Below are 25,954 nucleotides of genomic sequence, written 5' to 3'. Positions count from 1 at the left end.
CTATTTGTCATTATAACGCAGGAAGAATCTGTCTTCGCTACGATCAAACCCCAAACCCTAAACTTCCAAACTAATACAGCCCGTACATCCGCCTTACTTCTATTACAATGTCTTCAATTTGGGCATCATCAGTCCGTGCATTATAGGTTTGCTTCAGGCTGCTGCCGAAAATCCAGGCCACGCTTTGCCAGAACCCTGCGGAAAAGCTTCCTTTGTAATCATGGATGATATCATAACAGGTATTACCCGTTTCCCTTGCAATCAGTTTCATTAACACTCTTCCCTGGTAAACGGACAAGTTCGTAAGTGGTTTTGTAAATTCATCACGCAAATCCTTTTCACGGCTTTTAACATAAGCCTTTCTCTTTTCTTTATCCGGCATATTCAGCAGGTGCGCATTAATATCATTAAACACGGCGCCGGCTTTTTTTGCGTAAGGATAAGTAACATATACCGCATTGCGCAGTCTCGTCCATTCCCGATGCGCCCGTCTTCCCGCAGCAGATAACTCCAGATAAACATATACTTCAGGCATCTCTTTATACGACAGGGTATCGCCATTGTAAATGATGGCCGGCACAACAATGGTGTCATTGATACCGAACCGGGTTTGCGATTGAGCAATTGAACTCAATAACGCCCAGCAGAGTACGGAAAGAATTAATGAATGATATGGTTGCTTGCGGCCAGCCATAAGCTGCAAATTACTATATTAACGGATTTTGCGTCACATTTAATACGTGTAGACAGAAAACCCAACACAACCGCTGCCAGTAAGTTAAAAAATTGTTGAGGATTAACTGTCTTTTTTAAACCGGTGCCACATGCTTATGAAAAAACCTGCCGACATGATAAGTATTCCCAGCCAAAGGATATTGATAAAAGGGAACTGAAACGCCTTTAAAGTGATGTATTTCATCACTGCATTGGATTCCTTTACGCCCAAAGCGATGGCATTACCAATTTTATTTACCTGCAACACAAGGTTTTGCGATATTACAGTATCTCTTTTTGCAATGGGTGCATTGTCTTTAGAGAACAAAGCAGGCTGCGCTTTGTAGGTCATGCCGTTATTGCTATATACAGTTACATCGGTCAACCAGGCGCTGTCTACAAGGGGAAGGTCTTTGTTTGTATTTTTATTGGCTTCAATTACCTGGTCAACAATAATATAGCCATTTGAATAAAAAACCGTATCTCCCTGTTGTACAGGATGATCCCTGAATGTTGCCGTGTCTTTTATGCTTTCCGGATCAGGCATGGAGGTTATAAAAGTAAACACATCTTTATACCAGTAGTGCCTCGAATCCGGATTGGCCGATAAGGCGGTTTTCCCCTCCTCCGCTTTCATCAAAAAAGCATTGGGATATAAGTTAAAAGCTTCAAGCACTTTACCGGTAGCCGTATCCTTGCGAACATAATTTACTTTGAAATACATTTTTTCATCGGCCGGGTGAGTAGAATCACCTTCATATGTTACCATGTATTTACCCATGGGAGTGGGCACACCCATAATAAGGGTAACATTCTCTAATCCACTGTCGTCCCGGCCCTTGGTATCTTTTAATCCCGGTATCATAATGCCGGTGCGGTTAATGGAAATGACTTCCTTTTTTGAGGAGGAAATTAAAATGCCCACCAGCACCATCCCAAAACCCAAATGCGCAACAGATCCTCCTGCCAGGCTTAGTTTTCCTTTTGCTCCTGTCCATATATACATGGCATTGGCAATAACAGCATAGGTAGCCGCAAAAATAGCCAGGTGAATGGCGCCCAAGTAGCCGATTCCGTATTTATTATAATCTATATTTCCAAAAACACTGATCAATACCGAAATAATAAGCGCGACAATAGTTGGTGTAATGATTTTCTTTACCCAGAAAGAACGGGATGTTTTTTTATATTTCAGGTATTGTGTAATAGCGGTGAGTAATCCTATTACCACCGCTATTAAAATCATTACCCGGTTATACACATATTCAGGATCTTCCCCAATGGCTTTATGTGTTCCAAAAATCTTATTAAAAACCGGTAAGGAAGTAAAGAACGAAATATAAGCTGCGGAAATAAGCAATACCAATGCCCCAACAAACATCCAGAATTCCCTGGAAGAAATATCTTCCTCTTTATGAATTACAGGAATTTTCCTGCTGTTTTTGAAATAAGCAGTTATAAATACAGCAGAAAATACGCCCATCATTATGATCAGGTGCCAGAACAGGGAACTGCCTTCTCCTGTAAAAGAATGCACGGAAGTATCACCCAAAACACCGGTGCGCGTTAAAAAAGTTGAATACAATAACAGTAAATAAGAAAGAAACAAAAACCAGTATGCCGATTTGGATGAGTACCCGGTTGATTTATTGATGAGCATCGTATGAAGCCCGGCCACCATTAGCAGCCATGGTACAAGAGAAGCATTTTCCACAGGGTCCCATGCCCAGTAACCTCCAAAAGTAAGTGATTCATAAGCCCAGGCGGCGCCCATCATAATGCCGATCCCCAGCATTGCCGCACTGAATAAAGTCCATGGAAGCGCAGCTTTGATCCAGCCGGTATAATTCTTCTTCCAAAGACCAGCTACAGCAAAAGCAAAAGGCACAATGGTGGAAGCGAATCCTAAGAATAGTATGGGAGGATGAATGACCATCCAGTAGTTTTGAAGCAATACGTTCAGCCCGTTTCCATCGCGCAGGTATTTTTGCAGATACAGCGGGTCCTGAAATACAGGAGCGCCGGGAAACTCATTCCGCATCAAAACAAAGGGGTTGCTGCCTATTTTAAGGTCGAAAAAATAAATGCCCAATAAAAATGTAGCCAGAAATATTTGCACTAAGGAAATGATGGTCATTACCGGCGCTTCCCACTTCTTCGTTTTGAGCATGATGGCCAGTCCCAGTATGCTATGCCAGAAACTCCACAACATAAAGCTACCTTCCTGTCCTTCCCAAAGGCAGCTCAATAAATATTTGGTAGGTAGGCTGCGCTTGGAGTGCTGATGTGCATACTTATATTCAAAGTAGTGATTATAAATAATGGTATACAAGGTAGCGAAAAGGGCTATTACCGCAATGGTTTCAATAATAAAAGCAGTACGGGCCAGTTTTTTCCAGGCCACATGCTCGTTAAGCACCGTAGACGTTTGGGTTGCCTTAAAATATGCAAAGGTTGCAACAATAGAAGCCACAAAAGACAACAATACACAAAAGTGGCCGAGTTGTCCTACGAATAAATGTTCACCCTGGTAAAGCATGTTAAATTAATCCTGCATTTTTTGTTCTAAAGCCTTTTCCTGTTGTAACGGATCGTCTTTGTATTTAGAGGGACATTTAAGCAAAATTTCTTTACATTCAAATACTTCACCGTTCATTTTACCTTTCATTACAATTCTTTCGCTCATTTCCAGTTCAGGGGGCTTGGTATTGTGGTAAACTACTTTGGTTTGTCCGCCCAAAGAATCAACCGCATAAAATGCAAGGAAATTAGGATCTGTTACAGGATTATATTCTATTTCTTTTGATCTGTCTAATTTGGCAATGAGATGGATGAATTTCCCCTGCTTCTGCCTTGCAGAAGCGATGGTATCATAAGTAGTAAGGTCTTTGGATAAAGTGATCAGCATATATGCGATTACTGCAGCTATAACGACCAATGTAACGATATGAATTTTTTTCATAATAAAACACGTATTATCACGGGGCAAAATTAGGTCAAAAAACAACGTGGTTGTTAATTGTTTTTTAGATAACAAGCTATTTGCGACTACTGCGGGTTATTATATTGTATTTAACTTTTCATAAACAATTCTATTTCTGCATTCCCTGCAATTAACCTCGGTCTGCGCTTTGCGTACCGACCGCTCTCATTCCCATACCTGCCTGCCGGCAAGGCAGGTTTCCATATTTTTCCCTCGTCTATGCAGCCGCCCGCCTGCCTGCCCGACTGAGCCATTCAGGCGGGGACGACACCAGCCGAACGGGGCGGGCATTCTCAAATTTTCAAATTCCCACATTTTCAAATTCTCCCGTGCAACCTTATTTGTAATTATAACGTTATTAAGTTCGCTGTTGTAAAAAACTGCCATAACTTGCACCGCTTTTTGATGTATTCATTTTTGTTTAATCATGGACCTTTCAAAGTTTGACCCCAATAGTTCTGGTAATCCCAATTACAATATTTTTGGTTTGCCTTTTTCTGAAGAAGAAGCAAGGCTGGTAGTGCTGTCTGTGCCCTGGGAAGTTACCGTTAGTTACCTGGCTGGTACGGCAAGAGCCCCTGAGCGCATACAAAAAGCGAGTTTGCATGTTGATCTTTTTGATTCTGATGTTAATAATGGCTGGAAGCAGGGTTTCTTTTTGCGCGAGCCCGATAAGAAAATACTGTTTAAAAACGATTACCTCCGTAAAGAATCCGAGCTTTTTATTGACTACATTTCACAGGGTCAAAAAATAGATGAGAACCGGTTCATGTGCAAGGCGCTTAAAGAAGTAAATGAGGGGAGTGGTTTTTTGAATGCATGGGTTTACGATCAAACCAAAGCTTTACTGGATAAAGGCAAGCTGGTTGGATTATTAGGCGGCGATCATAGCACACCTTTAGGATTTTATAAGGCCATTTCCGAAAAATACAACGATTTCGGCATTTTACAAATTGATGCCCATTGTGATCTTCGCGAAGCTTACCAGCAATTTACCTATTCGCATGCTTCCATTATGTACAATGCATTGAATGAAATACCCCAGCTCACCCGCCTGGTGCAGGTGGGCGTTCGTGATTACAGCCAGAGTGAATGGGATTATATTTGCAACAGCAGCAACAGGGTAGTTACTTATTTCGATAAGCAAATAAAGGAACGCCAGTTTGAAGGATTGAGCTGGCAATATCTTGCAGATGAAATCATTAATCATCTTCCCCAGAAAGTATACATTAGTTTCGATATTGACGGGTTGAACAGAACCTTATGCCCGCATACAGGAACGCCTGTTCCGGGAGGATTTGAAACAGAACAGCTATTTTATCTTTTCCGGAAAATATTAGAAAGTGGTCGCCAGCTTATTGGCTTTGATTTATGCGAGGTTGGCATTAGCAGCAATGAGTGGGATGAAAATGTGGGTGCACGAGTGCTGTTCAAATTATGTAACCTCATGGTAGCAAGCAACTGATGTTTATGTCAAAAAAGAAAAGTGAATTATTCCAGTATATACTGATCATGAAAAAAGAGAAGCCGGAGAATATTAATTATATCAGTTTCCTGCTTTGTTTTATTTCCTGGATATTTTTTTTGTATTATACCTATGCCTATGGAAGTTTTTCCTCTGTATTGTTCTGGGTAAACTGGCTCATTCCGGTTGGGCTGGTATGGATGATCGGGGTAAAAAGAAAGATCAATAAAGCTATAACCTATAAACATCCGTTGTTTGTTACAGGCTGCCTGTGGCTATTGGTTCCCGGTATGCGATGGATCGCCCTTCTGTTTATTTTATTTATTTTATTTGACCACCAGGCCCGCCACCCGCTGGAAATAGGCGTGTCAGACGAAAAAATAGTGATCAATACGTTTTTCAGGAAACGATACGAATGGAATGCATTTTCAAACGTAGTGCTTAAAGACGGTTTACTGACATTAGATTTTAAAAATAACAAGATGCTCCAGAGAGAGATCATCAGGCATGATATAAACGAAAGCGAATTCAATGGCTTTTGCCGGGAGCAATTGGATTTGAGATAGGCTACAAGTTGCTGGTTACAGGTTGCAGGATTTGAAATTTGAGATTTAAGATTTGAGATTGTGGCTGATTTAATTTGTAGTTTATCGTTTATAGTTTGTGGTTGCATTTCGCTCCGGATTTCGGATAATCAGCGATCAGGTATAGGCTATCGGGAGCGTAACTACCAATAGAACGGATACTCCTTCTTTCACTTCTCACCTTTCTCTTTTGCTCGAATTTGTATTTTATTTGGTTCTTGTTATTTGGTTCTTGGTGCTTTGTATTCTCTTCGGATTTACCCCTGGGGAAGAGGGTAACTCATTCTTTGCTTCATCGCTTCATACAAAATAATCCCTGCTGCCACAGACACATTATAGGAATCGAAATTACCGGCTATGGGTATGGTAAAATGCTCATCGGAAGCCTTACTTAAAAAATGCTGTATCCCTTTTTCTTCATTGCCCATAATTATACAGCATGGTGTTACAAAATCAACTTCATAGACCTTTTTGGCTGTTTGCATTTCAGCGGCCAGTACCCTTATGCCATTTAAGTGCAGGGTGTCAACGGCATGCGCCAGGCTGGTTACCCTTGATATGTATACCAGTTCCAAAGCGCCGGCCGATGATTTCATCGTTTCTTCATTCAACGCTCCCACACCCTTATCGGGTATAATAATGCACTGGGCGCCGCAGCATACTGCAGTGCGGGCAATGGCGCCGATATTTCTTACATCGGTTACGCCATCCAGCATAATAAATAAAGGATGTTCTCCTTTGCTTACAGTATGATCAATGACCTGCTGCAGCCCGGTATACTGTACCACGGCAGCAATAGCTACAACCCCCTGGTGATTGGCTTTTGTAAAGCTGTTCAGCTTTTCAACCGGCACCATTTGTATGGGTACATGGTTATCTTTTGCCAGTTGACGGATATGCTGGATATTTTCACCATTGATATTTTTATACATGAATATCTTATCAATGGCTTTACCGCTTTCAAAAGCTTCAATGAGGGGCTGGCGGCCTATAATAAAAGATGATTTTTTCAAAATTGAAATTATTATATCAGTTTGTTGGCTAACAGGTAATTTACTTTAAGCAATGCAGCAACAGATATCGAATCTGTTATCTCTCCGGCATTAACCATATCAAAAGCTTTTTTAAAAGGCAATTTTTTTATTGCCAGTTGTTCCGATTCTTCCGGAGTTGCTGCATGAAAAGATAATTCCTGTGCAAGATATACAACTGCTGTTTCATTCGTTACAGAATTAGATAAATGCATATCCATGATCTTCGTCCATTTTTGGGCTTTTATTCCTGTTTCCTCCAGTAATTCACGGTTTGCCGAAACCAATGGGTCTGTTTGTAAATCTCCGCCGCCTTCGGGAATTTCCCAGCTATAAGCATCAAGCGGAAAGCGATATTGGCCAACCAGCCAGGTATTGCCTTCTGCATCAAGGGGCACAATGCCTATAGCATTGTTCTTAAAATGCACTTTGCCGTAAATACCTTTTCCGCCACCCGGATTGATCACATTATATTCTATTACCTGTATCCATGGATTATCATAAATATTCCTCTGATCAATGATTTGCCATGGATTGTGCTGGTCATTCATAAACAATAAAAAATTATAAACAGAAAACCGGGTGAAATTATACAAAAAAACAAAACCCGCAGATTGTATTGAAACCTGCGGGCTAAGATAATTTGCAATTAACTTATTAATTAAACAGCATTGCTGTATTATAATCCAAATGCTTTTTTTACTTCTTTCACTTTATCTAATTTTTCCCAGGTAAACAATTCTACATTAACTTTCTTTACTTTACCATCCGGCGAATCGAAGGTTTTGGTAACGGTTTCGGGCTTACGTCCCATGTGGCCATATGCTGCAGTTTCACTGTAAATAGGATTGCGCAACTTTAAACGTTTTTCAATAAAATAAGGCCGCATATCAAAAATCCGTTCTACAATTTTGCCCATTTCGCCATCCGTCAAATCTACTTTGGCTGTACCAAAAGTCTTTACATTAATACTGGTAGGTTTGGCCACGCCTATCGCGTACGACACCTGCACCAGCACTTCATCTGCCACGCCGGCAGCAACCAGGTTTTTAGCGATGTGACGTGTGGCATAGGCCGCCGAACGGTCTACCTTTGAAGGATCTTTACCACTGAATGCGCCACCGCCATGCGCTCCCTTGCCGCCATAGGTATCTACAATAATTTTTCGCCCGGTTAAGCCGGTATCGCCATGCGGTCCGCCTATTACAAATTTGCCTGTAGGGTTAATGTGATATTTGATATTGTTATTGAAAAGCTTGGAATACTTTTTATATTTCGTTTTTACACGGGGTATAAGAATGTTGATGATATCTTTTTTGATCTTATCCAGCATTTTGGGCTCGGTATCAAAATCATCATGCTGGGTAGAAACAACGATAGCGTCTATCCGAACAGGCTTATTATTGTCATCGTACTCTAATGTTACCTGGCTTTTTGCATCGGGACGCAGGTATTTGATCTGCTTGTTTTCTTTTCTTAACGCGGATAGCTCAATCAGTATCTTATGCGCCAGATCTAAAGCCAGCGGCATATAGTTTTCTGTTTCATTAGTGGCGTATCCAAACATCATTCCCTGGTCGCCGGCGCCCTGCTCTTCTTTCTTTTTCCTGTCAACGCCCTGGTTAATGTCGGCAGATTGCTCATGTATGGCTGATAATACACCGCAGGAATGCGCTTCAAACATATACTCGCTTTTGGTGTAGCCAATTTTACGGATCACAGCACGGGCAATCTCCTGCACGTCTAAGTAAGCTTTGGATTTTACTTCACCTGCCAGTACTACCTGCCCGGTGGTTACCAGCGTTTCGCATGCCACTTTGCTATTGGGATCGAAGGCTAAAAAATGATCAATTAAAGCATCAGAGATCTGGTCGGCAACTTTGTCTGGATGTCCTTCAGATACACTTTCGGAAGTAAATAAATAAGGCATTTTAAACGATGTTTATAAATTGTAAGGCACTAAAATATAAGACTATATATTTCAGAGTGGCGCAAAGATAAGAAGCTGATCATTAAATTTTTGAATAAATTATACGTAGCCTCATCGGTTGAGAAGGATGGCTTCCGCCGCCAACTACAACCCGCCCTTTTGCAATTTGTGCATTGATCCTGAATAAGACCCTGCCTGTGGTAATTCCATATCCGGCCTCTTTGGGAAAGCCATAATAGGCATACGCATCTTTAGGGGCATACAGTCTTAAGGCATAATTTTTACTTTGGGTGGTAACCTTTTTTTGCACGTAACGCGTAAGGTTAATAAAGTACTTTCCGTCTTTTAAAAAACCTCCAAAAGACTGGTAGTCGTAGCTTTGGGTGGAAGAAGAATAATTAAAATCATCGGCTATAGTTACAAACCTGTTATTGGCGCTGTCAACCATATCTAAAAAAAGAAAATCGGGCGAAGTATATATTTCATTACCCGGTAGCAAAACAGGTTCAAAAGCTATTTCAGCCCGGTGAATAATACTGTTGGGCAGTGTATCCAAACCAGGAATGTTAAGTATGGCATAGGATCCGGGAGAAGATTGAAGGTATACTTTTTCTGCATCAGCAATGCCGTTGGTTTGATCGAGACCCGCATAACCATACATAGGAGTACGTTTTATCAGGTTAGCAGAATAGGCTGTAGCTGTGCTGGTTAAATACAATGTAAAATCAGTAGCTACAGTATCAATAACGCCATTGTTTGTTACCCTGAAGTAGCAGGTAAGCTTTGTATTTTCATCGTACAGGTTATAATAAGACAATGCATTTTTTTGCGGAGAACTTTCATCGGATTTTAAGGCCAAACCATTAAAAACTTTTTGGAAAGCTGAATCCCTGGCCGAAGAGAGATAAACCGTATTGGTATCATATGCAGCAAAGCGTAAGCCCAAAGCCGGGTCTAAAGGTATCCTGAGCAGGTTGCTCACTACCTGCGTGTCGCTTTTTACAATAATGGTTTTAGGATCTTTTATTGTGCTGATGCTTACCGTAGTGTTACCCAATTCAGTGCCTGCAATATTAAATTCGGGATGGCTGACTAAGTACCCTACGGAATCCTGAAAAGCGGTGTCGCTCACCTCGTATACATTTATTTTCTGCACAGCGTTGCTGTCTCCGTAGACACCTGTATAAGCAAGGCTCAATACAACAGAATCCATACCTATAATGCTATCCCTGTTTATAAAAGGATAACGGCTGGTGGAAGCAGGAACGACAGATAAGTATACCTGGGCTTCTGTTTTACCGAACTCGGGATCGTCGGCTATAATCCCCAATGCATGATCTTCTGCAAAATTTACCCTTGAGGAATCATTCATCAAATAGTTGTTGGCATATACCCTTAAAGAGGTTTCAAAGGTATGTACGTTATCTACCACAGGTAAAAGATCGGTACCAATATCAGTTGGTGTAATTTTAGTGCAATGTGTATTCAGTACAATGGCCAGTGTTCCCAGTCCGATTGAAAACAGCAGAAATTTAAACTTCACCTGATGTAATTTTTAATAGAGGGATTTTGATACGGTACTTAGGTACTAAAGCCAAAGGAGAAAATGATTTTTTTAACCCTTCACTTTCACCTTCATTACTTCTGCGCAAGGTCGTTATACAATTGTAAATAGTCTGTTAAATCTGAATCAGGTTTAAATGGCAGGATTTTTTTACCTTTTACTTTTGAAAATTCATCCGATAGTTTCTTCTCTACTTTTGCAGCGCCAAAAGTAATAGCATCTGCATAGGCAGCGCCTCCCCTGAACATGGCCGTATTGTTATTTTCTTTGAAAGGCTCAAGGTCCTTATCCTTTATAGAAGCATGTATGGCAATTTTTTTAACGAAATCGGGGCTAATTTTTTCTTTGAAAGTATTCTGCCCGATAGTAAACACAATTTTACTATTGCTGAATACCGGTTCCTTTTTATATGCCGTTTTGAGGTACAAAGGGATCAAACCTGTCATCCAGCCACTGCAATGAATAATATCGGGAGGCCATCCGAATTTTTTTACTGTTTCCAGGGCGCCCTTACAATAAAAAATAGTGCGCAGCCAGTTATCATCATACCAGTTTTCCTTTTCATCGGCAAATACAAACTTCCTTTTAAAAAGATCCTCATTTTCAAGAAAATAAATCTGTAAACGCGCATTAGGAAGGGACGCCACTTTTATTTGTAAAGGAAAATCTTCATTATCTACAGACACATTTATTCCGGAAAGCCGGACTACTTCATGCAGCCTGTGCCTCCTTTCATTAATAATACCAAAACGGGGCATAATACAACGAACTTCGAAACCACTATCATTTGATTTTATTGCCAGGTGATTTACGATTTCTGAAAATTCTGTCAGTTCCAGGTATGGTGACATTTCATTGGCAATGAATAGGATTCGTTTCTTTGTAGACATTTTCCGTTTTTATGTTAAGTTAATATTAAGGAAATATGTAAGGTGTGCAAAGGTAGGCTTTTTTTGCCGAAACTGCGGTGGAAACGCTTGCAATTACTACTTTTAATGCCATTATGTTCATTATTAAGCAATCCAAAGACCTCTTCAGGTATCTGCAAAAGCAGCGAGCGGCAAAAAAAACAATTGGATTTGTGCCCACTATGGGTGCATTACACCAGGGACATCTTTCACTGGTAAAAAAGGCAGGAGAGGAGAGTGGCGTAGTGGTATGCAGTATATTCGTAAATCCTACACAATTCAATGATCCAAAAGATTTTGAGCTTTATCCCAAAACGCTGGAAAATGATATTTACCTGCTGGAAAAAGAAGCATGCGATGTGCTTTTTTTGCCTGATACAGGCGAAATATACCCTTCCGGTATAACTCAAACCCAGGTATATGAATTGGGTTATCTTGAATCTGTTCTCGAAGGGAAATACCGCCCCGGTCATTTTCAGGGTGTATGCCAGGTAGTACACCGGTTAATAGAAATTGTTCGGCCCAACCAGCTTTACATAGGACAAAAAGACTACCAGCAATGCATGGTGATCAGGAAACTTTTAACACTCATTCATTCGCCTGCTAAAATTATCATCTGCCCAACACTGCGTGAACCAAACGGCTTGGCCATGAGCAGCCGCAACATGAGGCTTAGTGCTGATGAAAAACAGAAAGCAGGAGGAATATTTGAGGCATTATCATATATCAACAAACATATGAAAGCCGGCCCGGTAAAAGAAATGATAGAAGGAGCCGGTAATTTGCTCATTCAAAAAGAACTGGTAGCGGATTACGTGGTAATAGCAAAGGCGGAAGATCTGCAGATCATTGATGTTTGGGACGGACAAACAAAAATAATAGCATTAATAGCCGCTTTTATGGGGGAAGTAAGGTTGATTGATAATATGTTATTACCGCTTAATTTTGCAAGCTATGGAAATTGAGATACTGAAATCAAAAATACACAGAGCCGTTATTACAGAGGCCAATTTAAACTATGTGGGAAGCCTTACTCTGGATGAAGCACTGATGGAGGCAGCTAACCTGATAGAAAATGAAAAGATACAGATTGTTAATGTTAACAATGGCTCCCGTATTGAAACCTATTTAATTAAAGGCAAAAGAGGATCCGGCGTATGCTGCCTGAACGGACCCGCTGCCAGGCAGGGTGCGGTAGGCGATACCGTTATCATTATATCTTACGCAAATATGGATTTTGAAGAAGCCAGGCAATTTAAGCCCAGTATAGTTTTTCCAAAAGAGGGAAATTTACTCCACTGATTGTGGAAGAGGAGATCAACCTTTTCGGGCTTCTTTTTCTAAAAAGGCTCTCCATTACTTTTGACCGGTATTCCATCACAATATGAAAAAAAAGGCGATAAATACCCTTCAGTATATTTTCTTTTTAGGGTTGGGTATTTTTCTGTTGTGGTTAAGTGCCCACAATCTGTCGTTCGAAAACAGGCGGCATTTAGCAGATGCATTGAATAATGCCAACTACTGGCTGGTTTTACCTGCAATGCTGCTATTGATGGTCAGTCATTACATCAGGGCATTGCGGTGGAAAATACTGATTCGTCCGCTTGGGTACAGTCCATCTGTCGTTAATACGTTTTTCGCCACCATACTGGGATATTTTTTTAACCTGTTGGTTCCCCGTCTGGGTGAAGTGATGAAATGCACTATTTTGGCCAAACACGAAAAAATTCCGGCCGATAAGCTCATTGGCACTATGGTAACAGAAAGAATATGTGATTTCATATGTCTTATCCTTATCATTATTATTACAGTTTTCATCCAGTTTGATACCATTCACCAATATGCAGCAATGCAGCTCAATAGTTTATTATACGATGGGCAGGGTCGGTTCGAAATATATAAGATAGCCACAATCCTCGGCATTTTAGCTGCAATTATTATTGTTTTAACCTGGCTCGCCAGGATATTTGCTGCGTCAAAATTTATCCGCACTATAAAAAAGATACTAAAAGGTATATGGGCAGGTATTACCAGTATCAAACACCTGAAAAATAAATGGCTTTTTTTGCTCTATACTTTTTCTATATGGATGCTTTACCTGCTGAGTATCCGCATCGGGTTTTATACCATGGAAGCTGTTAGCCATCTCGGATTTAAGGCATGCTTTTCCATATTAAGCTTTGGAAGCCTGGCCATGCTTGCCACACAGGGGGGCATTGGCGCATACCAGTACACTATCCAGAAATTATTGCCGCTGTATGCAATTGCTGAAGGGCCGGCGCTTGGATTTGGGTGGATTTTATGGATAGCGCAAACAGGAATTGTTATTTTTGCAGGAATACTTTGTTTACTTTTATTACCAATCATAAACCGGAGCAAATATGAAATACCCAGCGTTAACCAATAATAAAATTCTAACGTTTAATGGTATGCAACACCAGGTAAAACGCTGGAGGCTCCTGGATAAAAAGGTCGCGTTTACAAATGGCTGTTTCGATATTTTGCACCAGGGGCACCTGGAAATATTATCACAGGCTGCAGCTTTGGGCGACATATTGGTTGTAGGCGTTAACACAGACGCCTCCGTGAAAAAACTAAAAGGAGAGAACAGGCCGGTTAATAATGAGTCTTTCAGAGCGCAGATGCTTGCCTCATTAACCATGATAGACGCTGTTGTATTGTTTGATGAAGAAACTCCCCTTGAACTGATCAGGATTATTGAGCCCGACACCCTTATTAAAGGAGGTGATTACGCCATAGAACAAATAGTAGGAGCGGAGGATGTGATCAAAAATGGAGGCGAAGTAAAGATCATCCCGCTGGTAAAAGGATATTCCACCACCGCACTCATACAGAAAATTCAGGAGCTGTAACCATTTTTAGCAAAACTTAATATATGCTACATACCCCGTTTACTTATTTTTACCAATAAGTTAAATAAGTATATGACTAAGGAGAAAGGCAAAACGATTGTCCGGGATATCAGTTGGCTGGCATTTAATGCAAGAGTATTACAGGAAGCGGCCGATCCTACCGTTCCGCTTAAAGAGCGAATAAAATTTCTTGGTATATTTTCCAATAACCTGGATGAGTTTTTCAGGATACGGGTTGCTGCCTTAAAAAGAATGCAGGAGTTGGGGAAAAAGGCCCGCATGCATCTTGAACAGGAACCTCAGAAAATATTAGACCAGATACACCTTACTGTTTTGGAACAGCGGAGTGAATTTGACAGGATCTGGAAAACAATTTTCAATGAGTTGAAAAGACAGAAAATTTTTTTAGTTACCGAAAAACAATTGAACAGGGAGCAGCAAAAATTTGTACGCACTTTTTATGATGAAGAAGTATCGTCCTCTATTATTCCATTGATGATAGAAAGCATAGAAAACTTTCCCTCCCTTCGTGAAAAAGCCATTTTGCTTGCCGTAGTATTATCAAAAAGCGATTCAGCATACAAAAAAAAATATGCCCTGATTGAAGTACCTACAAGAGTGGTGCCCCGGTTTGTGCGTCTTCCCTCAAAACCCGGAGAGCATCACCTTATTTTGCTGGAGGACGTGATACGCTTTTGTGTTCCGCATATTTTTTCTTTCCTGGGATATGATCAGTATTCAGCTCATATAATAAAGGTTACCCGTGATGCGGAGTTTGACCTTGATACTGATATGAGTATTCCTTACACGCAAAAAATAAAAAAGGGTTTAAAAACACGAAAAAAAGGAAAACCCGTTCGGTTTTTGTATGATAAGGAAATTGATGCGGGTTTACTGGAATATCTTATTCGCCGGCTACACCTTAAAAGTAAAGATGCTATAATACCGGGCGGAAGAATACATAACTTCAGGCATTTCATGGATTTTCCTGAATCTGTTTTCGCGCAAAAAAGTCTACGCAAAAAACCCATCATCCACCCGGCATTTAAAAATGTAAACCGTGTTACCGACACTATTATACAAGGGGATGTAATGCTGCATTTTCCGTACCATTCATTCAATGCCGTAATTGACCTCTTAAGAGAAGCAGCAATGGATCCCCAGGTACTTGAAATAAAAATTACTGCATACCGGCTGGCGTCTAATTCCAAAATCGCCAACGCTTTGATCAATGCACAGCGAAATGGTAAAAAAGTTACAGTTATGCTTGAACTGCGCGCCCGTTTTGACGAAGAAGCCAATTTAGAATGGAAGGAACGCTTGGAAGACGAAGGAGTGCTGGTGTTGCTGGGTGTGCCCAATATGAAAGTACATGCCAAATTATGCGTTATTAAGAAGAGACAGGGAAACAAAACTATTCAATATGGCTTTGTAAGCACCGGCAATCTGAATGAAAAAACAGCTACTCTTTATGGCGACCATTGCCTGCTCACCTCTGATCGCGGTATTATGGCAGATATCAACCGGATCTTTAATTATTTGCTACAGCCAAAAACGGGCTTACATTTTCTTAAAGCCTGCCAAAATTTACTGATCAGTCCTTTATTTATGCGAAAGCAAATAACTACGCTTATTGACCACGAAATTAAAAATGCAAAAAACGGTAAACGGGCCGGCATATTGCTGAAGCTGAATTCACTCTCAGATGAAGCACTGATCAATAAATTATATGAAGCCGCGGAAAGCGGGGTGGAAATACGTATGGTTATAAGAGGCATATGCTGTATGCTTACCGAGAATAAAAGATTCAAAATTGCAGTGCAGGCTATTAGCATTGTAGATGAGTATCTTGAACATGCAAGGGTAATGATATTTCATAACGGTGGCCAACAAAAAGTGCTTATTTCATCGGCCGATCTGATGGTGCGTAATCTCGATCACCGGGTGGAAGCGGCAGTATACATTAAAGATCCTGCCATTTGTAATGAGCTCAAAGATATTTTGCTCATACAGTTAAAAGATAATGTGAAGGCCCGCTGGTTAGACAATGAATTAAGCAATACCTACGTGAAAATTCCGGGGAAAAAAGTAAGATCCCAGATAGAAACCTACAATTATCTTTTTAACAGGGCCCATAAGTAAAGGTGTGCGTTTAAAGACGGGTTTACTGAATATCATGCATCCGTTTAAAGCATATCAAATGCGATTATTGACAATTGTGGATTTTTATATATTATGCACCCGTAATTATTTAATAATATTGAGGCCTAAAATCATTCATACAATTATACCATATTGAGATTAGCCGCTATTGATATTGGAAGTAACGCTGCCCGGTTGCTGCTTAGTGAAGTGAAAATAAACACTAACGGCGAACCGGTTTTCAATAAGCTAAACCTTATAAGAGTACCGCTAAGATTGGGTTTTGATGTGTTTGAAAACAACGAAATATCCAAAGAAAAAACAGGCATGGTTATGCAAACCATGAAAGCATATAAGCATCTTATAAATGCTTATGGAGTTACCCACGTTAAGGCCTGCGCTACTTCGGCTATGCGGGATGCCAGGAATGCGCAGGATATTATCAGGAAAATAAAGCTGGAAACAGGTATTACCATTGAAGTAATCAGCGGCGAGGCGGAAGCCAGTTTTATATATGAAAACCATATCGCCGAAAATATGTCTAAAGACGATGCTTATCTTTATACGGATGTAGGCGGTGGAAGTACAGAGCTTACTTTTTTCAGTAACGAAAAACTGGTGTTTAAGGAATCTTTTAATATTGGAACCATACGATTATTAAAAAATATGGTAACAGAAGCGCATTGGGATAGTATGAAAGATTACATAAAATTCAAAACGAAAGACTACCGCTCTGTTATTGCAATTGGTTCGGGAGGAAATATTAATAAAATATTTTCATTATCCAAAAAAAAGGATGGCAAGCCTTTGCCTTTTGAATTGCTGAAAGACTATTATAAAGAGCTGAGCGCTTTTACGCTGGAGGAGCGCATGCGTATATATAAATTCAGGGAAGACAGGGCTGATGTTATTGTTCCGGCCCTATTGATTTATATCAACGTAATGCGATGGACAGACGCGAAGGAGATTTATGTTCCACGAATAGGACTTGCAGACGGATTAATTCAGCATTTATATAAAGAAGTAACAACGGTTTAAACGCCCATAATCATTTTATGAGTATCAATAAAGAAATCAAAAGAATTACTACCAATACCCTCCAGAAAATGAAAAGCAATGGTGAAAAAATAGCCATGCTTACAGCGTATGATTATTCGTTTGCCAAAACATTTGACGCAGCAGGAATAGATATTTTACTGGTGGGCGACTCTGCCAGCAATGTAATGGCTGGACATGAAACGACACTCCCGGTAACTTTGGATCAAATGATCTATCACGCCTCATCGGTAGTAAGAGGAGCTAAACGTTGCCTGGTTGTGGTGGACCTTCCTTTTGGTGCTTACCAGGGTAATTCAAAAGAAGCACTGAACTCCACAATCCGCATTATGAAAGAAACGGGAGCGCATGCTGTAAAGCTTGAAGGCGGCGAGGAAGTGATAGAATCAGTTAAAAGGATCATATCAGCAGGTGTTCCGGTTATGGGTCATTTGGGTTTAACGCCTCAGTCTATTTATAAATTCGGCACCTATACTGTAAGGGCAAAAGAGGAAGCGGAAGCCGAAAAGCTCCAGCGCGATGCCAGGCTTCTGGAAGAAACCGGGTGCTTTTCCATAGTGCTGGAAAAAATTCCGGCTGCGCTGGCCAAGCAGGTAAGCGCAAGCCTCCATATTCCTACTATTGGCATTGGAGCGGGAGGGGATTGTGACGGGCAGGTACTGGTAATGCATGATATGTTGGGTATTACAAGTGAATTTAAACCTCGCTTTTTACGGCAATATCTTAATCTTAATGAAGCTATAACACATGCTGTTCAACATTATATTACTGATGTAAAGGAGGGCGACTTTCCTAATGAAAATGAGCAATACTAAAAACGAGCTGTTGAAATAAAATATAACATATCCGCTGCAATAATCTTTTTATCAATACATTAGTATACTAATAGTGTTTATCTGCATCTAAAATATCATAGAGTTTCAATCCGGGTGCTTCCGCCTTTAACTTCATATATAAGCTCAAACAATTAGACGCTACCGCCACCTTTGTATTTATCTTTACCGCGTCAAAATAAATTGACCGCATTTGCTTTTTTTCCTTCGCTATTGTCCGCTCCGCAACTTTATACCCATTCCCAATGTTTCCCTTATTTGTTTTCTCGGCAAAGATGGCCACATTGGTATATTTCGAATTGTTGTTTTGAAGCTCCAGTATTTCGCAAACACAAATACTGGTTGACTCCTTATTCTTTAGCTTATTTAAAAACGCTTCTACTCTTGCAGCGTTTCCGTCTAAAATACTAACAGATGCTTTTACAAAGGCGTTCAGATTAAATTGTTCAGGTTGAACAGATTCGTCATTTGCTTTTGCAGATAACGCTGCCATGGTCAAAATAATACATAAACTGCCAAACCGCGTACGGAATGAATTTGCCATTTTGTTTGATTTAATCAAGTTAACAATACACGGTTTCACACAAGTTGGAACCCGATTAAAATCGCGAGGCTTTTCAAGTGATAATGGGGATGGATGGGAGTGCAGTAAATAAAAAAAACCTGCACTTACAGGTTTCTCATTGCGGATACAAAAAAGCGTAACAGTATGCAAAGAAGATCAATAATTTCGAAACCTCATAACTCTTAGCCATTAAATCAATAACTATACCCGATTTAATAACATAGATCAAAGGAAAGAGTGGATAATCACCTGCCCTGATGGCATGGGATGACTTAAAATTTACGAAAGTCAGTGCCACAGGATGGTTCAGGCTTTGAATAGCTTTGCTTATTCCTGCATTTTTCAAAAAGTTAAAATGGTTACTTCCTGTAACCTGACATTAGTGGATGTAAACTGTGTCTGCAATATGTATATTGTGGCAAAATAAAATGACAATGAGTAATTTTATTGAAAAACTGCGGATCAGTTCTGTAAACCAGGGCGTTTCTACGGGACAATTCTATATTGGGTCATCAGGCGCAATCCTTCCTTCGCATTCCCCGGTTGACGGGGCCCTGATAGCCAGCGTATACCTTGCAGATGACAATGGTTATGAAACTGTGGTAAGAAAAGCAAATGAGGCATTTTTAGAATGGAGAACCTGGCCCGCTCCAAAAAGGGGAGATGTGGTTAGACAAATTGGCGAAAAGCTCCGGGAATTTAAAGAACCTCTTGGAAAACTGGTTTCTTACGAAATGGGCAAAAGCCTGCAGGAAGGTTTGGGTGAAGTACAGGAGATGATAGATATCTGCGATTTTGCTGTGGGACTTTCGCGCCAGTTATACGGATTAACCATGCATAGTGAACGCCCCGGTCACCGCATGTACGAACAATGGCATCCGTTAGGTATCACTGGTATTATATCCGCTTTTAATTTCCCCGTGGCAGTGTGGAGCTGGAATGCAATGCTTTCCTGGGTATGCGGTAATGCCTGTATCTGGAAGCCTTCCGAAAAAACGCCCTTGTGTGCAATTGCCTGTCAAAATTTAATTTCAGATGTACTACTGCAAAATAATGTTCCTGAAGGAGTTAGTTGTATTTTAATTGGCGATAAATACATAGGAGAAAAAATGTCGAACGATGTGAGAATTCCTTTAATTTCCGCAACCGGATCTACCCGTATGGGAAAAGCAGTAGCTTCTGCGGTAGCTTCCAGGTTAGGGAAAAGCTTATTGGAATTAGGCGGCAACAATGCTATAATTGTATCAAAAGACGCCGATATTGATATAGCTGTAATAGCCAGCGTATTTGGGGCGGTAGGCACTGCCGGACAACGTTGCACCAGCAGCAGGCGGTTGATTGTTCAGGAAGATATTTACGACATCTTTAAAGATAAACTGGTAAACGCATACCAGCAATTAAGAATTGGGGACCCCATGAACGAAGAAAACCATGTGGGGCCCCTGATTGATACCGATGCCGTAAAAAATTACCTGGCAGCCATAGAAAGCTGCAAAAAAGAGGGAGGCAATTTTATTATCGAAGGAGCTGTATTAGAAGGCATAGAATACAAAAGCGGGTGCTATGTAAAACCCTGTATTGCCGAGGTATTTGCCCACTATGCAATCGTTCATCATGAAACCTTTGCTCCTATTCTTTATTTAATGAAATACAAAAGCATCGAAGAAGCCATTGCTATTCAAAACAGCGTTCCCCAGGGATTGTCATCATCGGTTATGACCCTCAACCTGAGAGAAGCTGAATTGTTTTTGTCGGTTGCAGGTAGTGATTGCGGTATTGCGAATGTAAACATAGGCACAAGTGGCGCAGAGATTGGGGGAGCTTTTGGAGGTGAAAAAGAAACGGGCGGTGGAAGGGAAAGTGGCAGCGATGCATGGAAAAATTATATGCGCAGACAAACGAATACCATCAATTGGTCCGGAACTCTTCCTTTGGCTCAGGGAATCACATTTAATATTTAAGCTTTCCTGTTAAAGATATTATAAATGAGCTACTTATCCACATGTTTCCCGTGAAACGTGCATATCTTTTTTTTGAAAAATATATTTTTTTTATTAGTTGATATTTGAAGACCAGTGGTCAGGTGTTAACAATCATGGAGCCAAAATTCATTAACCAGATTACCTGTATTTTTAAAATTGTTTGACCGGCGGAAAAGATCAACAACTTTTATTTATCCTCTTTATAAGCTGATGGCAAAACCATTTTTTAGAATTTCTCCTTTAAACTAAGATACGCAGGGAAAAAACAGATGAATGTAACCAGGCATCCCCCGCTTCATGAAAAAATGGAACCGCCTGAATCCCAATAATATTATAGTGTATTGCACGTTATAATCATCATATATTCAATTCATCCTTTGGAAATAACCCGTCAGTATGAAAAAGACATATTTACTGTTAGCCTTTAACCTTGTGTTTTTCAATTTTATGTATGCTCAAATCAAATGGGGAGTAGGTGCCGGACCGCACAATGTTTCCGTTATTGAAACAAATAACCTCCAAAGCTGGAATCAACAATATAAAGAGAACTTTTCTCCGCTCAGTGGTTTTCATGCGGGTGTTTTTTCGGAGATAAACTTAGACAAAAATGGAAACTGGGCTGTTCAGCCGGCATTGTTATATACCAACAAAGGAAGGAAGTTTTCAAAATCCTATGATTCTGCAAAATCTTTTCTTAATGATACTTCTGCTATCAATGCTTCCTGGAAAATCAACTACCTCGAACTCCCGGTAAATTTTATTTACCGCCTGCCCATTACCCAAAAAGTTAGATTTATAGTGGGTGGCGGACCATACATTGCCTTGCAACTGAACGGTAAAGCCACATATGAAATTACGAATGCTTCAGGCGAACGCAATAGTTTCAACGACAAGCTCGCTTCCGGCGATGCAGTTAACAAATACCAAAAGCTAAATTGGGGTATAAATGCATTGGCGGGGTTTGATTTTAATGATCGTCTCATGCTCACTGCAAACTACAGCCGGAGCATGTCTGATTTTTATACTGCTCAATACACAGGATCATTCAAACATGAGCTTTGGGGTGGTACTGTGGTAATATGGCTCACGCCATCCAAAACCGCTAAAATTAAAGCAGATCAAAAAGATAGTGATGGGGATGGCGTAGCCGATCAGCTGGATAAATGCCCAACTGAAATGGGCACGGCGGCAACAAATGGCTGCCCTGATACAGATGGTGACAGTGTGCCTGATAATGAAGATAAATGTCCTGGCGTTGCAGGAACGAGTAAGCTCATAGGATGTCCTGCCCCGGATAGGGATAAGGACGGTATTGCCGATGATACAGATAAATGCCCCGATGTAGCCGGAACTGCCAAATACAATGGCTGTGCTGTACCTGATACTGACGCTGATGGCATAGACGATGATAACGATAACTGTCCTGGTATTGCCGGCACTGTCAAATACAATGGCTGCCCGGCGCCTGACACCGATCGCGATGGTATTGATGATGATACGGACAAATGCCCGCTTAAAACCGGAACAAAAGAAAACAAGGGCTGTCCGTATATTGCAAAAGATATGCTTGACGATATTAATAAAGCCGCGCGCAGTATTCTATTTGATGTAAACAGCGACAATATTAAAACCTCTTCATTTACTGCTTTAGATAAGATGGCAGAAATTATGCGCACCGATGCCGAACTGAAATTAGATATTGAAGGACATACAGACAATACCGGCTCTGTGCGGCATAACCAGGTGCTTTCAGGACGCCGTGCGCTTGCTATAAAAACCTACCTTGTTAAAAAAGGTATTGCTTCTGAACGGTTAACTGCATCCGGTTTTGGTTCCGAGCATCCTATAGCCGATAACAATACCGAAAAAGGCAGGTCTAAAAACAGGCGTGTGGCATTTAAAGTAAAATACTAACGGTAACATATAACCTATTTTAATAAACATCTTTCCATCCCGGAAAGGTGTTTATTTTTTAGGCAGTATATCGTTTTATCATGTGATAATATCGTCGTGTGCCAGTTGCATTTAACGGCAACTTATTATAGTTTTGTATTGCCAATTGCTCCTGTGATCTTCCTCCAGGCTTCGTTGTATATGTTTTATAAACCAGGCCTTTTTTTAAAAAGCTCTTTCTTGTGTTAAGTCAAGCAAATTATGTCTGTATGTTATCCTGAAAAATGAGAGCCCGCCCGGCTGAACACCGTTCGGACGGGGTAAAAGAAGCGATTCACTTCTCACCTTCGACACAGCAATAATCACTTTCGATGAGCCGCACAATATCCCCGATGAAAAACTAAGTAGTTTTACAATCCGACTAAGTGTTTTTTCGTTATATAGTTCAGAAATCCTATCCGCCCTTTATAAAACTAAAAAATGATTTTTATGAGAAAGTTAGATGCGGTACTTCTGTCTGCGCTGCTACTATATGATTACAGTGCCCAATCCCTGGTAGATAGTGACATTTTAAGCCTGGGCAACTCTGTAATTGAAAGGGTTGGTTTGCAGGAAAATAATTTCGCGGAAGATGAACTGGCTGATCCTTTGTTTTTACCTGCCAGTAATGAAAATGTGATTACAGCGGAGAATACGGAATTAAATCCCTACACTTCATCGGCAACGGTAAAAAAGAATATTTCGTATCATGCGTTAGCAAAAATCAATTCTGCTGCCGCAACTGTTGCAACGGAGTCACACTATAATAATATCAATGCGCCGGTTCGCATCAGCACGCCTGATCCTTTTGCCGCAGACATTGCTATTTCTGAAACGCTTTTATCCACACCTGATGAAGAAACGACTTTAACTTTGTCAGTAGCAAGTGTCTCATCTTCCTTTGTTGCATTAAGCAACTCGGAGAATATTGAGGTTAAAGACCAGTTGAACGAGGGTAATATGCAATTTGCCGATACAGATGCTGACGGTATGTTTAATTTTGAAGATAAATGTCCTGGTATTGGCGGTGTTGCACGCTTTGAGGGCTGCCCGGTTCCCGATAGTGATGCAGACGGTGTAAATGATGAAGAGGACAGGTGTCCTTTTGTGAAAGGCAGTGATTTGAACGGAGGCTGTGCTGAAACCGAAAGCATTGTAAATACTTCAGCTACGGATAATTTCAGCAATGACCGCCCGGATGCTGCAGATTATTTAACGGTAGTAAAATTTAAAGAGGATAGTGAGGTTCTGTCAAATAATGATTTCAATATCATTTTACAGTTGGCAGATAAAATAATAAATAATCCAGGGGCAAAAGTTGATGTGTTCAAATCAACTGATAATAGTTCCACAATACAGGCTAATACCATTTTAAGCTATTTGAGAGACCTGGGTGTTAAGGATTCACAGATGAATGTTACTGCAAGAGATACAGGAGGAAATGCGATGAATGCCGGCGTGGAAGTTCAAATAAGATATTAAATCGTTAAGAATCATTTAAAATGTCAGGGAAAAGCAACCCTGACATTTTTTTTTATCGTCTCTGTCTTTTTAAATTATGTTAACTGGGGCAATAATTAATATTTTTTGTCCAAATTTGCTAAACAAACAAAATACATGAAGAAAACTTTCTTACTCGCATTCGTGGGATTGATGGTATATCATTCCGGATTGGCGCAAACCGCTGTAAAAGATGTTCCAAAAGGATGGCATATGCTTGACAAGCAAAAAGATGGTTATTATGGTATAGATGTGGAAAAAGCTTACAACGAATTGTTAAAAGGGAAAAAAAGTGTGCCGGTAGTAGTAGCTGTAATAGATTCAGGAGTAGATACCACCCACGAAGATTTAAAACCTGTTTTATGGCATAACCCGGGTGAAATTCCGGGTAATGGCATTGATGATGACAACAACGGATATATTGACGATGTATATGGCTGGAATTTTTTAGGTGGAAAAGATGGGAAAAATGTAAATAAGGATTCATATGAAGCTGCAAGGGTATACTATAAATTAAAAAAGAAATTTGGAGATACAGAGCCCGATGAAGCTACGGCAAGCCCGGAAGAATTGGATGAAATAAAGATGTATAAAAAAGTAAGAAACCTGATAGAAGGCGATGCCAAAGAAGCTTCCCTGAATGTAATGTTCCTGAAAAATATAGTAGAAAAAATGCCCTGGGCCGACAGCATTCTTCAAATCAGTTTAAAAAAGAGTGAATACAATGGCGATGATTTACAAACGTTTAAACCGGCATCAGCAGACGAAAGCAAGGCAAAAAGCACAATAATGGCTTTGTTCCTTGGCTTCCAGGCCAGTGAAATGACCAATAAAAGGCTTCTTGAAATGACGGAAGAATTTTATAATGGAGAAAAGTCAAAGGCCGAAGCCATTGTAAAAGAACCAAAGGATTATCGTGGAGAAATTGTTCAGGACAATTATGATGATATCAATGACCGCGATTATGGTAACAATGATGTGATGGCGGGAACGCCCATGCATGGAACCCATGTATCAGGTATTATTGCCGCATCGCGCAATAATAATATTGGAATGAATGGCATTGCTGATAATGTGCGCATTATGACGGTAAGAGCCGTACCGGATGGTGATGAACACGACAAGGATGTAGCGAATGCTATCCGCTATGCCGTAGACAATGGGGCCAAAGTAATAAATATGAGCTTTGGTAAAAGCATATCACCCCAGAAACAATGGGTAGATGATGCGGTGCGGTATGCCGAATCTAAAGGTGTGCTGCTGGTACATGCTGCAGGAAATGATGCAAAAGATATTGATAACAATGATAATTTTCCCAGCGCCGATTTCAAAAACGATACAACAGCCAGCGCCAGCAACTGGATTACTGTAGGCGCCAGCGGCGATCCGGCAGCAGGCGGTATTATAGGTTCTTTCTCGAACTATGGTAAGGAAAAAGTGGATGTTTTTGCACCAGGCGTAAAAATATATTCTACCTTACCGGGCGGAAATCAATATGGAAATTTACAGGGAACCAGTATGGCCAGCCCTGTAGTTGCCGGCCTGGCGGCGTTGCTGATGTCCTATTATCCGGATCTTACAGTACAGCAAATTAAGTCTGTTATTGAAAAGTCTTCAACCCAACTGGAAGGTATTAAAGTACAAAAGCCGGGAACCGATGAAGAAGTAAGCATGTCGGAGCTTAGCAGGGCTGCCGGCATAGTAAACGCGTATGAAGCGGTAAAGCTGGCCGATTCAATCTCCGGAGAAAAGAAAGAATTACATCAGCCGGTATTACCAAAATCTAAAATGAAAAAAGCAAAGAACGGATAGGAATAAGGAAAGTGCTACGACTTTGGAAAAGTATGACCGGGCATAGGAGGCTTGCTCAGGTTTTGTTTTGAAATAAAACA

General features: G+C 40.5%; 22 protein-coding genes. 13 read left to right on the top strand and 9 right to left on the bottom strand.

The features are described 5' to 3' along the window. Positions 1-70: 70 nt before the first annotated feature. The 3 genes from FRX45_RS21220 to FRX45_RS21210 all read right to left on the bottom strand — a co-directional run bounded on the left by FRX45_RS21220 (position 71) and on the right by FRX45_RS21210 (position 3,676). Positions 71-694, bottom strand: coding sequence for a DUF4294 domain-containing protein (locus FRX45_RS21220; protein WP_152270496.1), 624 nt, complete (start codon positions 692-694; stop codon positions 71-73). 102 nt (positions 695-796) lie between these two features. After that, the gene (gene ccsA / locus FRX45_RS21215; RefSeq protein ID WP_152270495.1) at positions 797-3,253 is read right to left on the bottom strand and encodes a cytochrome c biogenesis protein CcsA; all 2,457 of its coding nucleotides are present in this window, start codon (positions 3,251-3,253) and stop codon (positions 797-799) included. A 6-nt stretch (positions 3,254-3,259) separates the two neighbouring features. Further along, the gene (locus FRX45_RS21210; RefSeq protein WP_152270494.1) at positions 3,260-3,676 is read right to left on the bottom strand and encodes a cytochrome c maturation protein CcmE domain-containing protein; all 417 of its coding nucleotides are present in this window, start codon (positions 3,674-3,676) and stop codon (positions 3,260-3,262) included. Positions 3,677-4,124: 448 nt separating this feature from the next. Here FRX45_RS21210 and FRX45_RS21205 point away from each other — a divergent pair, with 448 nt between their 5' ends. Both FRX45_RS21205 and FRX45_RS21200 read left to right on the top strand, forming a co-directional pair. After that, complete coding sequence (locus tag FRX45_RS21205) at positions 4,125-5,162, top strand: agmatinase family protein (protein ID WP_152270493.1); 1,038 nt, start codon at positions 4,125-4,127, stop codon at positions 5,160-5,162. Positions 5,163-5,167: 5 nt separating this feature from the next. Beyond that, entirely contained in the window at positions 5,168-5,728 is a 561-nt protein-coding gene (locus FRX45_RS21200) for an MFS transporter (RefSeq protein WP_152270492.1), read from the top strand. Between the two features lie 275 nt (positions 5,729-6,003). On the opposite strand, the gene rlmB is transcribed toward FRX45_RS21200, so the two are convergent. From rlmB to FRX45_RS21175, 5 genes are all read right to left on the bottom strand, one after another. Continuing rightward, positions 6,004-6,759: a 23S rRNA (guanosine(2251)-2'-O)-methyltransferase RlmB gene (rlmB, locus tag FRX45_RS21195; protein ID WP_226805502.1), complete on the bottom strand. Its 756-nt coding sequence runs from the start codon at positions 6,757-6,759 to the stop codon at positions 6,004-6,006. A gap of 11 nt (positions 6,760-6,770) precedes the next feature. Further along, on the bottom strand, positions 6,771-7,328 hold the full coding sequence (locus tag FRX45_RS21190) for an NUDIX domain-containing protein (RefSeq protein WP_152270490.1): 558 nt from the start codon (positions 7,326-7,328) through the stop codon (positions 6,771-6,773). Between the two features lie 128 nt (positions 7,329-7,456). Then, positions 7,457-8,707, bottom strand: a complete 1,251-nt coding sequence (metK, locus tag FRX45_RS21185; RefSeq protein ID WP_152270489.1) for a methionine adenosyltransferase — start codon at positions 8,705-8,707, stop codon at positions 7,457-7,459. Positions 8,708-8,789: 82 nt separating this feature from the next. Further along, a complete protein-coding gene (locus tag FRX45_RS21180; RefSeq protein WP_152270488.1) occupies positions 8,790-10,250 on the bottom strand; it encodes a DUF4270 family protein in 1,461 nt (486 codons plus the stop codon). Between the two features lie 95 nt (positions 10,251-10,345). Continuing rightward, positions 10,346-11,161 carry a glycogen/starch synthase gene (locus FRX45_RS21175; protein WP_152270487.1) on the bottom strand — a complete coding sequence of 272 codons (816 nt, stop codon included), beginning with the start codon at positions 11,159-11,161 and terminating at the stop codon, positions 10,346-10,348. A 113-nt stretch (positions 11,162-11,274) separates the two neighbouring features. Here FRX45_RS21175 and panC point away from each other — a divergent pair, with 113 nt between their 5' ends. From panC to panB, 7 genes are all read left to right on the top strand, one after another. After that, positions 11,275-12,144, top strand: coding sequence for a pantoate--beta-alanine ligase (gene panC / locus FRX45_RS21170; protein WP_152270486.1), 870 nt, complete (start codon positions 11,275-11,277; stop codon positions 12,142-12,144). After that, the gene (gene panD, locus FRX45_RS21165) at positions 12,134-12,481 is read left to right on the top strand and encodes an aspartate 1-decarboxylase (RefSeq protein WP_152270485.1); all 348 of its coding nucleotides are present in this window, start codon (positions 12,134-12,136) and stop codon (positions 12,479-12,481) included. The genes panC and panD overlap by 11 nt, the downstream gene beginning before the upstream one ends. Before the next feature lie 82 nt (positions 12,482-12,563). Further along, positions 12,564-13,586: a lysylphosphatidylglycerol synthase transmembrane domain-containing protein gene (locus FRX45_RS21160; RefSeq protein ID WP_152270484.1), complete on the top strand. Its 1,023-nt coding sequence runs from the start codon at positions 12,564-12,566 to the stop codon at positions 13,584-13,586. Beyond that, positions 13,561-14,052 carry a D-glycero-beta-D-manno-heptose 1-phosphate adenylyltransferase gene (rfaE2, locus tag FRX45_RS21155; protein ID WP_152270483.1) on the top strand — a complete coding sequence of 164 codons (492 nt, stop codon included), beginning with the start codon at positions 13,561-13,563 and terminating at the stop codon, positions 14,050-14,052. Before FRX45_RS21160 ends, rfaE2 begins: the two co-directional genes overlap by 26 nt. Positions 14,053-14,124: 72 nt before the next feature. Continuing rightward, on the top strand, positions 14,125-16,194 hold the full coding sequence (ppk1, locus tag FRX45_RS21150; RefSeq protein ID WP_152270482.1) for a polyphosphate kinase 1: 2,070 nt from the start codon (positions 14,125-14,127) through the stop codon (positions 16,192-16,194). A 153-nt stretch (positions 16,195-16,347) separates the two neighbouring features. Further along, positions 16,348-17,232, top strand: coding sequence for a Ppx/GppA phosphatase family protein (locus tag FRX45_RS21145; protein WP_152270481.1), 885 nt, complete (start codon positions 16,348-16,350; stop codon positions 17,230-17,232). 17 nt (positions 17,233-17,249) lie between these two features. After that, complete coding sequence (panB, locus tag FRX45_RS21140; RefSeq protein ID WP_152270480.1) at positions 17,250-18,065, top strand: 3-methyl-2-oxobutanoate hydroxymethyltransferase; 816 nt, start codon at positions 17,250-17,252, stop codon at positions 18,063-18,065. 67 nt (positions 18,066-18,132) lie between these two features. Here the strand turns inward: panB and FRX45_RS21135 are convergent, their stop codons facing one another. After that, positions 18,133-18,627: a hypothetical protein gene (locus FRX45_RS21135; RefSeq protein ID WP_152270479.1), complete on the bottom strand. Its 495-nt coding sequence runs from the start codon at positions 18,625-18,627 to the stop codon at positions 18,133-18,135. A gap of 455 nt (positions 18,628-19,082) precedes the next feature. On the opposite strand from FRX45_RS21135, the gene amaB reads away from it, so the two are divergent. The 4 genes from amaB (at position 19,083) to FRX45_RS21115 (ending at position 25,874) form a co-directional block, all read left to right on the top strand. Next, positions 19,083-20,609 (top strand): L-piperidine-6-carboxylate dehydrogenase, encoded by a 1,527-nt coding sequence (amaB, locus tag FRX45_RS21130; protein WP_226805501.1) that lies wholly within the window; start codon positions 19,083-19,085, stop codon positions 20,607-20,609. A 417-nt stretch (positions 20,610-21,026) separates the two neighbouring features. Further along, entirely contained in the window at positions 21,027-22,544 is a 1,518-nt protein-coding gene (locus FRX45_RS21125) for an OmpA family protein (protein WP_152270477.1), read from the top strand. Positions 22,545-23,012: 468 nt separating this feature from the next. Further along, entirely contained in the window at positions 23,013-24,044 is a 1,032-nt protein-coding gene (locus tag FRX45_RS21120; protein ID WP_152270476.1) for a hypothetical protein, read from the top strand. A 135-nt stretch (positions 24,045-24,179) separates the two neighbouring features. After that, the gene (locus FRX45_RS21115; RefSeq protein WP_226805500.1) at positions 24,180-25,874 is read left to right on the top strand and encodes a S8 family peptidase; all 1,695 of its coding nucleotides are present in this window, start codon (positions 24,180-24,182) and stop codon (positions 25,872-25,874) included. Positions 25,875-25,954: the final 80 nt, after the last annotated feature.

Source organism: Agriterribacter humi (assembly GCF_009192765.1).
GTDB classification, from domain to species: domain Bacteria; phylum Bacteroidota; class Bacteroidia; order Chitinophagales; family Chitinophagaceae; genus Agriterribacter; species Agriterribacter humi.
The sequence above is the reverse complement of the archived record's forward strand: the minus strand, read 5'-3'. Positions and strand labels throughout refer to the sequence as shown.

Excerpts from the sequence above, each read along its gene's own strand:
- FRX45_RS21220 (WP_152270496.1), bottom strand. The coding sequence starts at position 694 with ATGGCTGGCCGCAAGCAACCATATCATTCATTAATTCTTTCCGTACTC.
- ccsA (WP_152270495.1), bottom strand. The coding sequence starts at position 3,253 with ATGCTTTACCAGGGTGAACATTTATTCGTAGGACAACTCGGCCACTTT.
- FRX45_RS21210 (WP_152270494.1), bottom strand. The coding sequence starts at position 3,676 with ATGAAAAAAATTCATATCGTTACATTGGTCGTTATAGCTGCAGTAATC.
- FRX45_RS21205 (WP_152270493.1), top strand. The coding sequence starts at position 4,125 with ATGGACCTTTCAAAGTTTGACCCCAATAGTTCTGGTAATCCCAATTAC.
- FRX45_RS21200 (WP_152270492.1), top strand. The coding sequence starts at position 5,168 with ATGTCAAAAAAGAAAAGTGAATTATTCCAGTATATACTGATCATGAAA.
- FRX45_RS21190 (WP_152270490.1), bottom strand. The coding sequence starts at position 7,328 with ATGAATGACCAGCACAATCCATGGCAAATCATTGATCAGAGGAATATT.
- metK (WP_152270489.1), bottom strand. The coding sequence starts at position 8,707 with ATGCCTTATTTATTTACTTCCGAAAGTGTATCTGAAGGACATCCAGAC.
- FRX45_RS21175 (WP_152270487.1), bottom strand. The coding sequence starts at position 11,161 with ATGTCTACAAAGAAACGAATCCTATTCATTGCCAATGAAATGTCACCA.
- panC (WP_152270486.1), top strand. The coding sequence starts at position 11,275 with ATGTTCATTATTAAGCAATCCAAAGACCTCTTCAGGTATCTGCAAAAG.
- panD (WP_152270485.1), top strand. The coding sequence starts at position 12,134 with ATGGAAATTGAGATACTGAAATCAAAAATACACAGAGCCGTTATTACA.
- FRX45_RS21160 (WP_152270484.1), top strand. The coding sequence starts at position 12,564 with ATGAAAAAAAAGGCGATAAATACCCTTCAGTATATTTTCTTTTTAGGG.
- rfaE2 (WP_152270483.1), top strand. The coding sequence starts at position 13,561 with ATGAAATACCCAGCGTTAACCAATAATAAAATTCTAACGTTTAATGGT.
- ppk1 (WP_152270482.1), top strand. The coding sequence starts at position 14,125 with ATGACTAAGGAGAAAGGCAAAACGATTGTCCGGGATATCAGTTGGCTG.
- panB (WP_152270480.1), top strand. The coding sequence starts at position 17,250 with ATGAGTATCAATAAAGAAATCAAAAGAATTACTACCAATACCCTCCAG.
- FRX45_RS21135 (WP_152270479.1), bottom strand. The coding sequence starts at position 18,627 with ATGGCAAATTCATTCCGTACGCGGTTTGGCAGTTTATGTATTATTTTG.
- amaB (WP_226805501.1), top strand. The coding sequence starts at position 19,083 with ATGAGTAATTTTATTGAAAAACTGCGGATCAGTTCTGTAAACCAGGGC.
- FRX45_RS21125 (WP_152270477.1), top strand. The coding sequence starts at position 21,027 with ATGAAAAAGACATATTTACTGTTAGCCTTTAACCTTGTGTTTTTCAAT.
- FRX45_RS21120 (WP_152270476.1), top strand. The coding sequence starts at position 23,013 with ATGAGAAAGTTAGATGCGGTACTTCTGTCTGCGCTGCTACTATATGAT.
- FRX45_RS21115 (WP_226805500.1), top strand. The coding sequence starts at position 24,180 with ATGAAGAAAACTTTCTTACTCGCATTCGTGGGATTGATGGTATATCAT.